General features: G+C 42.3%; 9 protein-coding genes. 4 read left to right on the forward strand and 5 right to left on the reverse strand.

All coding sequences use genetic code 11. The annotated features are described in order from the left end of the window. Nucleotides 1-35: 35 nt before the first annotated feature. The 5 genes from VB733_RS15795 to VB733_RS15815 form a co-directional block, all read right to left on the reverse strand. Complete coding sequence (locus tag VB733_RS15795; protein ID WP_323341010.1) at nt 36-2,807, reverse strand: isopeptide-forming domain-containing fimbrial protein; 2,772 nt, start codon at nt 2,805-2,807, stop codon at nt 36-38. A 109-nt stretch (nt 2,808-2,916) separates the two neighbouring features. Beyond that, entirely contained in the window at nt 2,917-6,972 is a 4,056-nt protein-coding gene (locus VB733_RS15800; protein ID WP_323341011.1) for a TonB-dependent receptor, read from the reverse strand. Beyond that, a complete protein-coding gene (locus tag VB733_RS15805; RefSeq protein ID WP_323341034.1) occupies nt 6,969-8,438 on the reverse strand; it encodes a hypothetical protein in 1,470 nt (489 codons plus the stop codon). Before VB733_RS15805 ends, VB733_RS15800 begins: the two co-directional genes overlap by 4 nt. Nucleotides 8,439-8,844: 406 nt before the next feature. Continuing rightward, nucleotides 8,845-9,438, reverse strand: a complete 594-nt coding sequence (locus VB733_RS15810; RefSeq protein ID WP_323341012.1) for a hypothetical protein — start codon at nt 9,436-9,438, stop codon at nt 8,845-8,847. Between the two features lie 94 nt (nt 9,439-9,532). Further along, complete coding sequence (locus VB733_RS15815) at nt 9,533-12,091, reverse strand: hypothetical protein (RefSeq protein WP_323341013.1); 2,559 nt, start codon at nt 12,089-12,091, stop codon at nt 9,533-9,535. A gap of 758 nt (nt 12,092-12,849) precedes the next feature. Here VB733_RS15815 and trpS point away from each other — a divergent pair. The 4 genes from trpS (at nt 12,850) to VB733_RS15835 (ending at nt 16,897) form a co-directional block, all read left to right on the forward strand. Next, nucleotides 12,850-13,857 (forward strand): tryptophan--tRNA ligase, encoded by a 1,008-nt coding sequence (gene trpS, locus VB733_RS15820; RefSeq protein ID WP_323341014.1) that lies wholly within the window; start codon nt 12,850-12,852, stop codon nt 13,855-13,857. 62 nt (nt 13,858-13,919) lie between these two features. Beyond that, the gene (locus VB733_RS15825; protein WP_323341015.1) at nt 13,920-14,861 is read left to right on the forward strand and encodes a methylenetetrahydrofolate reductase; all 942 of its coding nucleotides are present in this window, start codon (nt 13,920-13,922) and stop codon (nt 14,859-14,861) included. Between the two features lie 171 nt (nt 14,862-15,032). After that, nucleotides 15,033-16,457, forward strand: coding sequence for a GAF domain-containing protein (locus tag VB733_RS15830; protein ID WP_323341016.1), 1,425 nt, complete (start codon nt 15,033-15,035; stop codon nt 16,455-16,457). Then, nucleotides 16,454-16,897 (forward strand): response regulator, encoded by a 444-nt coding sequence (locus VB733_RS15835; protein ID WP_323341017.1) that lies wholly within the window; start codon nt 16,454-16,456, stop codon nt 16,895-16,897. Before VB733_RS15830 ends, VB733_RS15835 begins: the two co-directional genes overlap by 4 nt. Nucleotides 16,898-16,910: the final 13 nt, after the last annotated feature.

Below are 16,910 nucleotides of genomic sequence, written 5' to 3' on the forward strand. Positions count from 1 at the left end.
TGATTAGCCGAACATCATATCAGCATCTCTCATCCTTACTTGACTCTACCTCGGAAACGAATAAAACCGTAGGAATTAGTGGGTGTACCAGGTGTTTGTGCATTGGGTACATCGCCCAAATCAATAATAATTGCCCCATTTGTGTTGGGTTGACCACAGTCTACTAACTTTTTACTCGGATTATTCGGGTCAAAATAAATTGTTTGTGGTTCCACACCTGGTGGTAAATAACGCATTTTGCCGTTAATATCGTAATTCGTTAGTGATTCCACCTGTCCGTTATATTGCCAGAGAATACCTCTGTCACCAACATTACCAGGTGCTTTATCGGGATAATTATTAAATGCTGTGGGGATAAAAGTGACATGATTAGGAATGCGATCGCAAATTAAAACATTTTTGGCAGTCGCATCACCAGCAGAGAGATAGTAGATTGTATATTCTAATTCATCCTGGGGACGTACTAAGCCACCATTGATTGCTCCCGTGAGAAAATTAGCTAGCCATTGAGAATTATTATCGTCGGTGCTGTTATTGTCATCAACAAGTTGAGTTAACTGTACTGCGTTAATCGCTGTAATCCGCTTGACTAAAAGGATTTTGGGAGTACCGTTAACAACAGGAATAGTCTCTACAGTAAATAAAGTTGGGTCATCATCTGCGGCGTTGCCAGGATCATTACCGATGTCTTCAGCATTGTCAACTTGGAAAAAAGAATTTCCCACTGTGGGAGGATTATTGCTGGCTCCGGCGGAATCCGCATCGGTTAAGACTGTACCTGTAGTTGCTAAATTATCAGGTGTATTAAAGGTGGCGATCGCTTGATTGCTGATGGGATTGCCGTTGTTAGCATTATTGATAGTAGCAGTAATCTTAATCGTAATTGTGTCGCCAACTCGCAGTGTTCCCAAATTTGTTAACGCGCCGGAACCACTATAACCAGAATTGAGCGTAATATTATTGCCCGAAGTTTGTGATGTAATTTGTGCTGCAACAAAGTTGATTTGGGAAGGTAAGGAATCATTAATCACAAAGTTGATAGCATTACTATTGCCAGGAGCTAAGTTAGAGTAGGTAATTGTATACTCGACGGTATCACCAACGGTAACTGTGTTGCTATTATCGTTATCCGTCAGAAAAGCTACAGATTTTTTTCCCTGTACATTTGCTCGTTGATTATTTGTGATCACTAATGGAGTGATTACAGGTTCGCTGGGAAAATAAGCCCAAGTATCAATTCCTTTAAAATCACCATAGTTACCACTGAAGCGATGTACTCCAGGGGAGCTATCAATTCCAGTTGCTGCATTGCGAGGATTTGTCGGTGTTCCAAAGGTTCCTAAGTCAATTGATGTACCATTTTTAGCTGTGTAATTGTCATCATTGTAATAAACGGTGTATGTATTAACTCCAGATGGGAAAGGCGCAGGAGGATTCTCCATTTCAATCACAAATCCATTGGGATTGTTTTCTGCATCCAGCATGGGAAAGTGATATTCTCCTGTTCTTAAAGTGACTTTGGTATTATAGGGAGCATTCCCAGGGAGAGGATTTAAATTTACACCATTGCGATCTTTTCCATCCCAAACAACCACATTACTGCCGACATTAGCAATATTTTGCAGGACTCTATCTTGGCTGGGATTATACACACCATCGTTATTTGTATCAATAATGATTTCATAGCTGCCATTGCTGGTACTATCAAAACTAAATTTTCCCCCCACTCCAACATAGGTTTGGTTGCCACTGCCGCCATTACCACCAGTAAATTTGAAGTTTGTGGGGATTGAGGGAATAATTGGTGTAGTGGGAATACCCAAATGAATTAAAGTGTTAGGGTCGGGTCGATTAAAAAATACTAAGTGAGTAATATCGGTGGGTGTATCAGGAACATCAGGACGCTGCACTTCAATGTTTCCTAAAAATGGACTGAGTGTATTGTCACCATCTGCAGCTCGTGCGGAATGGTACAAAGTTGAATTATCAGTCTTGTCAATAAATCCCCGACTATTACCAAAGAAAATAAAAGCAAAAGGGTCTACGCCATTCATTTCCGTCCGATAGCGAAACCCATCTTTGGTTTGGATATAAAAAGCAGAATTCAGGGAACGATTAGTGTTCCCCATATTCATGGCGACATAATTTGTAAATACTCGACCGGTTTTAGTATTGCCTTGAGTATCTCTCACGGTAATATCCCAAGCTGAAACAGCCATTCTCTGGGTATTACCTGTGGGAAATGCAATATTAACATTTTGTGCTGGTGGGTCTCCAGAAGTCGCGGGAGCATGAAATTCTACTTCATAAATACCTGTTTGAGTGGCGGTAAATTGACATGGTGTATATCCACCAACATTGGGTAAGGGACCAGCAGCTTCTTTGGCTAAGGTGTCAATAAAACCTGCACCCCCTTCAGCTACTATTTTCACATCACAGATACTTTCAATTCCCGATGGAGTACGCAGAACAATATCTTTACTATCAAAACTAGTATGTACACTGGAACCAAGGTTGATAATCTCTCCAGACTGAACATAAACCTTCAACAATGTCTTACGAGGGATATTTGCAGTTGTACCGGCAGACCATTCTAAATAAGGTCGGGAACCACCCTTGGAAACTAACTCCTTAGAACCTTCTGCTTTCGCAGGCTCATGCATAAAGAGAAAAGTAGCTTGGCTAGTCAGTAAAGTGAGCAGAATAGAACTACTGAACCAAACTGACGATCGCAGCAATTGATGATTCCTTGTATTTAAATTATTTAAATGGGCGATCGCTTGTAAATGTTTAAATATAAATTTCATAATTTAGTGCCAATAAAAATATATCAAGTTCTTCCCAAATGTATTCCCAGCTATCCCCCATCGTCTCCAAATCAACGCTTTCATCTCAAAGTTCAGCTAAAAATTTCAGCTAATTAGTTATCATCTCCCCGTCCTCCCATCTCCCCATCTCCGCGTCCCCCCATCTCCCCATCTCCGCGTCCCCCCATCTCCCCATCTCCCCATCTCCCCATCTCCCCATCTCCCCATCTCCGCGTCCATTTAATTCCTCCGCTTTAAATCTACGCAGTTTGACGGCTAATGATTCCTGTTGTTGAGGTGGTGCGACTTTTTGTCTGCCAAACCCGTTAAATAGTTCATCGATTTTCACGCTTAATCCTAAATATGCTCCACCTGCCGAACGTGTACCCGAAAAATCGCGATCGTCTACTTTCCCAAATACGTAACCTGCCGCGAACCGCAGGGTGGGAGTTAGATAATAACCAGCTTCGACAACAAATCCTGTTTCTGTAAAACCTGCTTGATTAATCCAACGAGCTTCACCGACAATATCGGTACTGTATCCGGTGCGGTAGGTTAACCTCGCTTGGGTAAGATTAGTATTACTGGTTCCGGCTAAATCACTGGCTAAATAGGAAGTTGTGTGGCGTAATGCATACTTCCCGTAAAATTCCCAGCGCCAATTCGGTGTATAAATTGTTTCCAGGGCAAAGGTATGGTCTTCGACACCTGTACCACTACCGACTAATAAGGTTTCTGGAATTGATGAGGGGTTTTGACGATATTCATACCGTAGGAGGGCGTTAAATTTATCGTTGTTGGGGTTACGGTATGCTAAACCAAGTTTGAGGTTGGCAGTATCACTTAATCCAATCAGTTTTTGATTGGAAGCTCCTGCTTGTTGATACCGCAATAATGCTGTAATTTCTGGTGTAATTTTTCCAATCGCTCCGGCGGTAATTACTGTATTAGAGCCAACGGAGGATGTCCGATGTTCGTAACGGGCACTGGCTTGGAAGTTGGGATTGTCAGTATATTCCAAACCAATATTGTAACTATCACCACCATTAAAGCCAACTGCATAGGCGGTTTGAGCGATCGCAAAGGGCTGGGCAAATTGGTTTCCGGCGGCTGTTCTACCAAAGAAATCACCAAAAACACGTTCGTATCCCAAATTTAAGCGTAATCCAGGGGCAATTCGCCAACGGTTGTTAATACCGATCGCACCTTGGGTAGTCATTTCATTGGCTGCACCTAAAATGGAGTAGCGTCCGGTAATCGTTGTATCAGCACCGAGTTTATGTTCACCGCTAATTCCTAAGCTGGTAATCGCTTGCCCATCAAATTGACCCTGTGTATAAAATTGTTGAGAAAGGGTGAGATTTACTCCTGGTGTCAGTGCCCAGTTTAAACCCAATGCTGTCCGGTCGGGATAAACTGCATCAACTTGGGAAGATAGGGTTAATTCATTTTGGGCGAGGAAGGTGAGTCTTTTGGTGATGGGAAAACTCAAACGCGATCGCAATTGCTGGGAACTGCCAGTAAAGGTATCACTAATCCGGTCTTCGCGATCGCGATGTACCCAATCAAAGTCTAGATTGGTTTGACCAAAACGCTGTTGAATCCCCGCCGAAATTGTGGTGAGGGAGTTATCTACGCGACCACCGGGTAAGGCTGTGGTGCGAGGTGCAAATAGTTCTTCAAAGCTGTCGAGGGGTTGGGGTGCAATCCCAAAGTTATCTTCGTGGTCATACTGAAAACGCAGATTTGTGGTGTGAGTAACTTTACCTGTCACCTGTGCGCCGTAACGAGTTTGTCCAGGCACAAAACTAATAGTGGCATTATTGGCAAAGCCTGTATCGGCAAAACGATAGTAAGCACGGGCTTGAATTCCCGGAAAAACTTGACCTTCGGCTTCCACACGTAAAGCTTCACCACTCACCGCACCCACAATATCGGATGTGTTCTGAGAGCGGGCATATTCGGCGATAAAACGACCATTATTACCCCAGGAAAAGATTGCATCCGCCCCATACAGTTCAAAGTCGCGGGTTCCTTGGCTTTCTTGCAAGTAACTTGCAGCTATCCAACTATCTTGATTTGCTCCGCGAGCAATATTGTACTGTAAACGTCCAGCGTAGATATCCCCCTCGGAATCCTCGGATTTTTGTTGATAGGTGACAATAATTCGCCGCACTAAAACTTCACCATTTTCACCAATATCAGTACGTTGTTGCGGTTCGGTAAATAATATTGTGCCTCGATCATAATCAATTTGGTAATCTTGACCGATATTTAAACGTTGGCGCTGAATAATGGTTCCAGGACGATTTAATTCTTCGCTTTCAATAAAAACAACTTCGCTTCCCGGTTGCACCAGACGACGGGAAAGGAAATAAAATCCACTAGTGCCATCAGGTGGGATGGTATCCCGTTGAAAACCTTCGACGTTGTTACCATATAAGCCTGTAAACTGGAGATTGCCCAGGTTATAGTTGAGTTTTAATCCGTGTAACTGTCGGGTAAAAGATGTAAACTGCTGGGATGTACGGGCAAATTCTTCAGTGTTGTAATCACCCCACATAATATAGTCGGGGGCTGCACCAGGGATTTTACTAGAGCGTTCCAACCGCGCAAAAACACTATCAATCGATGGGGTAATTACGTCAATCCGGGAACTATCGCCGTAAACAGGATAGTTTTGTTCATCAAATTGATAATTGCGGAACAAACGAGTATCACAATTACAATCTTCATTCAAATTGCGATCGCTATTATAAGCTCCTGTAAATAACCATTCACCGATTGCACCTGTCGTAAACACCGATGAACGCACATCAAAGCGGGTGCTACGATCAACTTTGTTAGTGGTTTCTGGACGTGGACGCAGAAAATCCCGTAAACTGCCAAAATAATCGGTACTGCGTGCCCCTAAGCGGATATCAATTACCCCCGTCACCAAACTGGGACGCAACGCAGTTGCAAATTGTACTTGGGTAAAAGCTTCTAAATTACCTGTGTAGGCACGAATTCGTACTGTTTGCGCGTTCAATCCCGACTTGAGTTGAGCCTTAAATTCCCCTTTTTGCGCCTGCACTTGAAAACCAGGGACATCGGGTTGAAAGTCATTGCCGACAAATTCTCCAGCAGTTGCGGCTAGAGTCACAATCAAATCACGATGGGAACGGTTGCCATTTCCATCAAGTAATTGTCCGGTAATATTTACTAAAGAACGTCCATCTGCTGGAACTCGCGCTTCCCTTGTCTCCAACGACATTTTTTCCGGCGCACCCCGCAACCTTACTTTCACACTGCTGGCGCTGGCAGTTATACCTTGAATCTGCGCTGTAATCTGATTTTCACCATCTTTGAGGGGGACACCATACCATGTTTGTGTCACCACATCCCCATCGGTTTCCGTCCGTCCAATTAAGGATTGATCAACTAATTCACCATTAACTCGTAACTCAATCTCACTTCCCGTTGTGAACTGTAAAACTACGGTTGTTGCGGGGATATCAATTACTCTTCCCTGAGTCGGAGTTAATATTTTAACTGATGTTTGGGTTGGAGTTACTGGGGAAGTGGGAGGTTGGGTATTGGACGTAGAATTATTCTCTGTAACAACTGGTGATGTTGTTGGAGAGTCGAGGATATCCTGATTTTGGGAAAGTTTTTCTAAAGCAGTAGGTAATTTTATCTTGGTATCTGGTTGAAAAGGCTGTATTGATGAATTTATTTGTTCTGTTTGTTCTATGGTTATAGTAGTGCGATCGCTAACTGTATAAGTGTTTGTGTCATAAGTTTTCGTATCTAAAAAGTCTGGCGCTGCTGATTTTAAATTTGATTGTGTATTATTTTTCTTTAATTTATTTAAATTCTGAGTAATTATACTAGCTTCATCAATGGCAGGTTGATACTCATTGAAAATATTTACAACCTTGACAACTTCCTCTGGCTGTATATTATTTGTCTCTAGAAATGAGACAGGAACATCAATATTTTCTCTATTTTCTCTACTCTCTCCCTTACTTATCCCCTCCGCATGGCATGTCAAGGGCGAAAAAATTACACTCCAAATTCCCGCCACCATCCCCAGTAACATCAAATTCGGATCGGAAAGGATCAATTTGCGAGTTAAGTCTACTCGAACTTGATATTTTTCTAAGTGCAACCTGCGGTTCATTTCTTAACATCCTCCTGGAAGGTGGGGGTGACAGCAAAATTCATGCGTACCGTCCCACCTGGCGCGATACGGACGAGGCGAGATTGACTATTACGTTCTTTAAAGTAGCGATTGGGGGCGAGGGTATAACCGGGTAAACTACTTAGGTCTAATACACCCGTATGACTTCCTGGTAAAACATTAGCCACTGAGAATAAACCATTAACATCCGTGGTAACACGGTTGCCATTTTCCATGTAAATTACCGCATTCGGAATTCCTGGCTCATTTGCTTGTTGTTCGCCATCAAAGTTTTTATCCACAAAGACGCGACCAATAATAGTTCCACAATCCGAAATAATACCAGGGCGCAATTGTAGCTTATGATTGGCTGGACCATCCTGAGTACGGAAGCGATTATCTACCCTTTCAGCGCTGACAACCGCACTATTTATACCGCTACCCCGCAATGCATCTGGTGTAATTTGTGCGCCGTAGACAATATTTAATACTGAAGCTGGTGGTAAGGTTGCATTGGCGCGGAAAATAATATTACGTCCATTGATTTCTGAAGTAATTTCTACTACTTCTCCATTGATTTCTCCGCGTACTATTTTGGGTTGAAAGCGAAAACCTAAGGGTAAAGTATCAGTTGCAATCACATTATTTAAACCGACTTCAACTAAGTTTCGCAGCGAGAGACGATAAATCGCCGTATCACCAGGTTCCGCAGTTGCCCTATCCCCTGCTTTAATAATTTGAACTTGATTCGGTTGACAAAGATTAGTAGTAAATTCAAATGCTAATAAATCTAAACCTTGTAATTCTGCATCGGCAACTGCAACTACTGTACCGACAAATTCTGTTTCCCCAGTTAAACGAATTGGTTGCCCATCTAAGGAAGTTGCCAGATATCTTAAAACTCGGTTTTGAGCATTACCAACTCCAGTTTCTTCTCCTGTTGACTCGCCAATTCTAATGCGAATGCGGCGTTGTTGATAAACTGAGTTTGCTGGTGGATTGACAACTAAAATATAGGTTTTACCAGGTTGAGTTTGCCCTTTATTCGGGTCAAGTAAAAAATTATAAGTTCCCCGCAAATTTGGTGATGAAGGATTATTTTGTAAGAAATAAGGATTTAAGTTTTCGGTATTTGGTGCTTTTCCTCCAGGAATGCGATTACTGGCAACATCAGGAAACTCTGTCCGGGTTAAATCAACTAATCGTCCTAATTCTGTTCCCGTTGCATCATTGGGATTAGTTTCATAAACACCAATCGAAAATCCTGTATAGTCAGGCAAAAGTTCGCCACCACAACCTAAAATTCGTCCTAAAGGATCAAATAATCCCCTCTCGGTACTGAGAATTTCTGAAAATCCTCGAAAAATTTTTCCTGTGCCATCACTATATTGATAGCTCGCTTGGTTAACAATTGGAATTCGTGAATTTTGACTAGTTGTTAATTGAGCTTGAGTAGGTAGTGACATTGGCAAATAACTACCTAATAAAAAAGTGACTGTAGCTCGTCTTAACCATCTCCATTTATTATTTTGAGGGGATACAGATATTTTGTAATAATCAAAAAACCTCACTGTACATATCTCCTGTGGGGAAAATTTATGAATAACTAGTATTGATGGAAAAATACTTATAGTGTGGTTTGTGTTTTATAGTTAAGAATAGACAATTTTTGATTAAAAATTAAAATTCATATTTTGCCGTTGATTTTAATAGTAAGAACCATTATTTTTGCTAAAAAATGCAAATCAAATTCAAAATTAAATTGGATATTGAAAATAACTATTAGCTGCGATCGCCTCATCTTCAATATTTCTAAAAATATGCAATTCAGACAACAGCTAATAGCTCAATCCCATCCCTCTGCATTACAAATTAGCGAACTCGAAGTTGATAAATTCCATTCACTGCACTTTTAGCTGCGATCGCATTGGGGAAATTCCAGCGAATATGGGTGTATACTTCTGCGGGTGCGGGTTTTTCTTCCACTTTCCCATTGGGAAGAGTAACTTTCACTCTCGGATTTTCCACAAACGAACGCCCACCATCGATACTGTAGGTAATTTTGGCGTTGGTATTGGCATTCGCAGATTTGAGTATATATACCATTCCTCTGGGAATTGGTTGATTAAAAGTCAAATTTTTAACTGGGCGATCGCTTTGGTTGGCTCCAGTTAAGGTATAACGTAATACATCTCCAGGTTGTACCGTGACTTGACCTTGTAATGCTTGCCAAGTAGTTTTGGTTTTGCCTTGGATATCTTTGCTTAAAACCTGTTTCTCTGCCCCCAATTGTAATTTCACCATTGGTTGCTTTTGAATATTCTGGGCGTTAGCAGAACTTAAGGCAGTTATCGCACTAGTCATTTCTCCCCAATTAGGGACTCCAGGAATGACACCAAAAAATGGAATTAATAATGCTGCTGTGCTTAATGTCGCAATTGTCAATCTTTTCGTCAATATTTTCATTGATTAAACCTCAACATCTAGAAAATCGGGATGGGAAACTTTTATGTTTGTAGAGACGTAGCAGTGTTACGTCTCTATGGATTGATATGTATTACTAGTTCACTTTGCGTTGGAATGTAAATTGACGTTGTTCACCTGGTGCGACAGGGTTGGTAACGGTATTTACGTATTTACTCACGTCAGTCTCTGCGGTTGTACCTGTTTGGTCAATCGATAGATTTGCTCCAGTTGCACCACTGTAAAATTGAATCGTGGAAGCACCAGAATCCCTCGCAGAACCAACAACATTACTAGTATCAATTTGACCATTAACATCATTGTCCTTTGCCCAATTATTCTTCCCATCTCCAGGTGTAGTGCTGAGAGTCCCATTCTCCACAATTGTGACTTTGTCAGCCCGGAGAATTCTGTTGCCGGTTCCCGATTCTGCTTCGGAGATGTTTGTATATCGGATGCGATATTCAATGATGTTGCCAGGAGCCGGAATCTTTGTACTACTGCTGAAGTCACTATCTTCTGCACGTACCGCCGGTCCATTACCGGGGAGTACACGCGATTCTTTCAGCATCCGCAAAAAGCCAGTATAGACCCGGTCAATTGTCGTGTTGCTTGGCTCGCCATTGAAACCGGGAGTTGCATCATCAACGAATGCTGTAATTGGCACAGGGAAACCACCAACTAAATCATTCGGGTCTGGTGTCGTTTCGTCCAGATTAGTCGAAAGTGGTGTTCCCGGAGGTAAGTTGACTTCCACACCATAGTTAATTTGACTACCAGGTGCCATATTGGGAATCGTGATGTAGTCATCAGTTCCATCTACTGGCAAACCACCAATGGTAAACTGAGTTCCATTCCATGTATAGGCTTTAGATTGTTGCTCGTAACTAATAGTAACCGTTGTTCCGGCAGGTAAATCTGCGGGATTGGCAGGTGGTGTCGGTAAGAGTGAAATATTATTGGGACTTGTCCCACTGTTTTTGACAGTATTCGTAAATGTTACGGGCGGTGGATCCAAGGTGTCACCAGGTTTTTTGTCTTCGGGAACCAGTGAAGACTTGTTAGTAAAGTCATCATTATTGTCGGTTGGTCCAACTGCGTCGGGAGTCCGTTCAGGTCCATTCAATACTGCATTCGCTTGGGGAACGTCAATCACAAAAGAGTTGGCTTCACCACCTTCCCCTGTACCACTGTTGTTATTTCCTGCGTCTATTCCAGTGTTATTTAGCTCGGCGGGATTATCAATATAACCATCAGTAACGGTGGGAGTTACATCGGGAATGCCATCGTTGTTGGCATCAATCGAACCAGGAGGAAGATTGCTACCATCATAGTTACTGGGATTCTGGTCTCCGGATTCATCATACACTTGATTATCTGGGATACCATCATTGTTATTATCTACGGATGGTACACCTGCGGTTTGACCAAATAATTGAGCAATATTATTAATGGTTAATGGTGCTGGGGTACCTGTTTTGACTTGAACTTGCACATTGAAACCACTCACAGTTTGACCAGGTGCAACTGAAGTCACAATTGCGGGGTCGTTGACAAAACCAATTCGCCTGACATTCACAAGTGGCGTTGCAGCAGTTAAAGGTTGCCAAGTTGCAAGATTTGCATTGATGTTGGTTGCATCTGTAGTATAAACAACTTGCCAGCCTGGAGGTGGGGTGGGAATTGCGGCTAATTCTGTTCCCAAAGGAATGGCATCAGAAACCAAGATACGATTTCCTGTTAATCCTCTGACTGTTGTACCTGCTAAAGGTGCAGGAGTAATCCCGTTTCCAGTCGGGTCATTTAGTTCCACCCGCAGACTTAAACCGTAGGTTAACTTATCATCATCAATAGCGGGTGTACCGTTGTTATTGTAATCATTACGAACTTTGAGAACCGTTGCTAGTGCATAGGTTTTCACCGCTTGGTCTACAGTGACTTTTTGGGTTGCACTCGCTTCCCGGACTCCGTTGACAGGGGAACCATTGACCTCATCTGGAGGAGAACCATCGGCGTTATCTACGGTGTAAACGTCACCACCATTGGGGTCACGAAGTTGGTTTTGAGCATCACCAGGAGTATCACCCAAGGTAACGTTAATGACATCGTTGGTTTGCGCGCCAGCTGCAACTGTAACTGGTACACGCACTTGAATCGAACCATTAACAGGAATGGAACCAGAAATATACTCAGTACCAGGAATTTCTGTCCAAGTTACACCACCATCAAGGCTATATTCTGGTTTCCCAGCTTGACCGGGACCTGTTACTTTCACTGCTTCGGGAATTCGGAATCTAGTAGGATCATTACCAACGTTGGTAACTGTGTAATTGTAGAAAACAGTATCACCAACGTTAGCTTGACTATTATTATTTAAATCTTGTTTAAATGTAGTTCCACTTGCGGTAACAGTGATACCCGCAACTTCCGCGACTGTAATCACAACTGTATTTGAAGTTGTATTAATTTTAGTGTTGGGGTCAAGAGGGTCTTCATAAGTTGCAGTTGCAGTGTTACTAATAGATTCACCCGCTTTAGTTCCTTCCGCAATTACAGGGGCAACAAACTGAAAAATACCATTAGTAATCAATGCAGTGGCTACCAACGAACGATAGAAATTCGATGGTAATTTGATACATTTATTCGGATTTAGCATAAATAAAGAGAATGTTTGTTTAGTTTTGTATAAATGTGCAGCTCATGCCTGGACAGTTTATCCAAGTTCCATAGGGAGTTTTAATTTTTACTTCCCTTCCCTTGCTCTTAAAGGGTGATAAATTTGATTTGAGAGCAAGTTGCCCACTGCGTTTTTACTTAATAATCAATCTCATACCTCAATGTCACATTTTTTTTGTTTTTAGTTTTTGACTGAGCCCCAAATAGCTTTGCACCGAATTTATCTTAGAAATTTGATAAAAACTAATATTTACCAATATTTACCAATATTTATAACTAGGAGGCTAAAACTTAGTATCTAAGCGCTTTTACCTTCTAAGCAGATTGGACTTTATTAGTTAGACCCTCTAAGCACTTTGTCTCCTAATTTATACTAGTAGTATTACTGTTACTTGAGTATTAATTACTTAGGCATTGGCTTGTACTGAGGAACCAAGAATCCCTTGAGAATCGATCATGAATGTAACATTTCAATTTTTGTCTCTCCTCGGTAAAAATACTTAAAAATATTATCAGTACGTAGCTTTACGTGCAGTATTGATATAAGGTTCGCCGAAAGAATGACAATAAAACCGACACTAGAGGTGGGGAACGCCAAGAAAAATTAATGATAACTTTTTTATCCCGGCAAAATTGCCTCCTAGGTTGTCCCATCTCCGCTATAGTTTTCCTAAATGACCAAATATATCTAAGATTTGAGATAGCCTTTCTAGGACGAAGTTAATTAATTAGAAATTTATGGCAAAGCCGCGCATTTTATCTGGAGTACAACCAACTGGCAATTTACATTTAGGTAATTATTTGGGAGCAATTCGCAACTGGGTAGAAATGCAAAGCCAGTACGATAATTACTTTTGCGTGGTCGATTTACACGCCATTACAGTGCCGCACAACCCGGCAACACTGGCACAAGATACCTATGCGATCGCGGCATTATATCTCGCTTGCGGTATTGATTTACAGTATTCGACAATCTTTGTCCAATCACATGTTTCTGCCCATGCGGAGTTAGCTTGGTTACTAAATTGCATCACTCCCATGAACTGGTTGACAGATATGATTCAGTTCAAGGAAAAAGCCCTGAAACAAGGGGAAAATGTTGGTGTTGGCTTACTCGATTATCCCGTATTGATGGCGGCTGATATTTTACTTTATCAAGCTGATAAAGTCCCTGTGGGTGAAGACCAAAAACAACACCTTGAACTCACAAGGGATATTGTTGATCGTTTTAACCATCAATTTGGCAAAGGCAAAAAAGTCCTCAAATCACCGGAACCACTAATTCGCAAGGAAGGGGCACGGGTAATGAGTTTGACCGATGGTACTAAGAAAATGTCCAAGTCAGACCCATCCGAACAAAGCCGCATTAACCTCCTCGACTCGCCAGCAGAAATTACCAAAAAAATCAGAAAGTGTAAAACTGATACCATCTCTGGTTTAACTTTCGATGACCCAGAGCGTCCCGAATGTCACAATTTGCTGACATTGTATATGGTGCTATCTGGCAAAAACAAAGATGACGTAGCGACGGAATGTGCTGATATGCGTTGGGGTGACTTTAAGAAGTTGTTAACGGAAACAACTATTAATGCCCTCAAGCCGATTCAAGATAAGTATCACGAAGTCATGGCTGACAAAGGTTATTTAGAATCGGTTTTGCGAGATGGACGGCAAAAAGCAGAAACAGTAGCACAACAAACATTAAAAGATGTGAAGACAGCGTTGGGATATTCCCTACCTTTGTAAGCGTTGCGTTAATCACTTTCCACTGAGGGACAAATTGTGCTACAGCTGTTCCCAGAGTTGAAATGCTCAACGTTATGCTTGATACTTTAAATCCAGTTTCATTCAGTTCTTTTCGCACAGCCGCCCGAAATGGTGAATTTCTGGTTACGGCTGAGGTTTGCCCACCGAAAGGAGGTAATCCAGAACACATGCTCAAAATGGCAGCGACCCTTAAGGGAAGGGTTCATGCTGTCAATATTACCGATGGTAGCCGTGCAGTGCTGCGGATGAGTCCGTTAATTGCGTCGGCTATTTTACTACAACATGGGATTGAACCAATATGTCAACTAGCATGTCGCGATCGCAATCGCATTGGCTTACAGGCTGATTTAATGGGGGCACATGCCTTAGGAATTCAAAATATCCTAGCGCTGACGGGTGATCCGGTAAAAGCGGGCGATCATCCAGACTGTAAAGGGGTTTTTGATTTGGAAGCAGTACGATTGCTACAAGTAATTAAAAAGCTGAATTTGGGTGTAGATTATAACGACAAACCCCTAACAGATGGGGCGTTAAATTTATTTCCGGGCGCAGCAGTTGACCCCCAATGTCCAAGTTGGTCGGGATTACAAAGTCGGTTTGAAAAAAAATTAGCAGCCGGGGCACAATTTTTCCAAAGTCAATTGATTACTGATTTTGACAGGTTGGAAAAATTTATGGATGGCATTGCGACTGGTTCTAACAAGCCAATATTAGCAGGAATTTTTCTGTTGAAGTCTGCAAAAAATGCTGAATTTATCAACCGCATGGTTCCCGGTGTGAATATTCCTCAGCATATTATTAATCGTTTGGCAAAGGCAAAAGACCCTTTAGAAGAGGGGATAAAAATCGCTGCGGAACAGGTGCAAACGGCAAGGCAACTGTGCCAGGGTGTGCATATGATGGCAGTCAAGCGGGAAGACTTAATTGCACCAATTTTAGATATGGCTGGAGTCAAGCCCGTGGGTTTGGTTGCCACTCATTAATGAATTGGCTCAAAAACTGGAGTTATCAGTATATTCTCTAAAGCTGGTACTCCATATACCTGACCTAAATACTATTTGCCCTATACCTCACAACTAACCCCTGACAGCTGGTTGATTCCGGCTGTCTTTTTGTTTATTTTTGGCAATATTAGCACTACTAACTCAAGACCTATGAACCCAGAGATGTTGGCACATTTACGGTCTGTTTGTGGAGATGAAACTGTCTTAGAGGAGATTGAGCGGGTTTTAGCAGATGAATTTCAACATTTGCAAGCAGAAATTGCACAAGCCAATTTTCGCCTAGAACAACAACAAACATTATTTCATGTCATTACTCGATTGCGGGAACCTCTCGATTTAGAAACGATTTTTCACACAACCGCCACGGAAGTTCGACAACTTCTCCAAGCGGATAGGGTGGGAATGTTTCGCTTCTACCCAAATTCTAATTGGGATGATGGGGAATTTGTTTCTGAAGATGTCAATCCAGCATTTACATCAGCGATGGCACACAAAATCCACGACCATTGTTTTGGGGAACAGTTTGCCAGCCACTACCAGCAAGGACGAGTACAAGCAGTTGCAGATATTTTGAATTGTGGCTTGAGTGACTGTCACATTCAAGTATTATCTCAATTTCAGGTGCGAGCTAACCTAGTAGTACCCCTATTACAGGGTGAAAACCTTTGGGGATTACTCTGCATCCACCAGTGTGATGCCCCACGAGAGTGGCAAACAAGAGAAATTGAGTTTGTGTGCCAAATTGCCAACCATTTGGGGGTAGCCCTAAAGCACGCAGAACTGATGGCAGAACTACAAGCAGAAATAATCGTGCGACAACAAGCAGAACAAGCGGTGCAAACTCTCAATCAGGGCTTGCAACGTGCCATGATTGAAATGAACGCCGTCAACAAAGAACTCGAAGCCTTTAGTTACTCGGTTTCCCATGACTTACGCGCACCGTTACGCAGTATTGATGGTTTTAGTCAAGCACTGCTCGAAGACTACCTTGAACATTTAGATGCCGACGGAAAGGACTATTTGCGGCGAATCCGGGCAGCGACGCAACGTATGGGACAATTAATTGATGACCTGCTTAACCTGTCGCGGGTGACACGCAGCGAAATGCATGTGGGAACTGTAGATATGAGCCTGTTAGCGAATCATATCTGTAGTGAGTTAGAGGAGAGTCAGCCACAACGTCGGGTAGAATTTCTGATCCAAACTGGGTTAATAGTCCAAGGAGATACCCGTTTGCTACAAGTGCTGTTAGAGAATTTACTCAATAATGCCTGGAAATTTACTAGCAAAATTGCGATCGCTAAAATTGAGTTGGGGATGATGCTCTCTGCCACTGGTATCCCTACCTATTTTGTCAAGGATAATGGTGCGGGTTTTAATATGGCATACATCAATAAGCTATTTGCACCATTTCAAAGATTGCATAGTTTCCAAGAATTTCCCGGCAATGGCATTGGACTAGCGACGGTGCAGCGAATTGTCCATCGACATGGCGGTAAGGTGTGGGCAGAAGCAGCAGTGGATCGAGGCGCGACTTTTTACTTTACATTGGTAGCAGAGGAGGAAAAAGTATGAGTGCCCCAAATAAAATTATTTTGCTGGTGGAGGATAATCCCGATGACGAAACTTTGGCAATTCGTGCCTTGAAACGCAATCACATTGGTAACGATATCATTGTTGCCCATGATGGGGTTGAAGCCCTCGATTTCCTATTTGGTACTGGTATGTATGTTGGGCGAGATACAAGTATTAAGCCAGCAGTAGTTTTACTTGATCTCAAATTGCCTCGCTTTGATGGGATTGAAGTATTGCGCCGTTTGCGCGGAGACGATCGCACAAAACTTTTGCCTGTGGTTATCCTTACCACCTCCAACGAAGAACAGGATATGCTAGATAGTTACAGTCTAGGGTGCAATAGCTATATCCGCAAACCCGTGGATTTTATCCAGTTTTCCGAGGCGATTCGGCAATTGGGAATGTACTGGTTATTAATGAATGAGCCACCACCGATTTAAGGAGGTAGTCAAA

It is taken from the genome of Calothrix sp. UHCC 0171 (assembly GCF_034931845.1).
In the GTDB taxonomy this organism is placed as follows: domain Bacteria; phylum Cyanobacteriota; class Cyanobacteriia; order Cyanobacteriales; family Nostocaceae; genus Brunnivagina.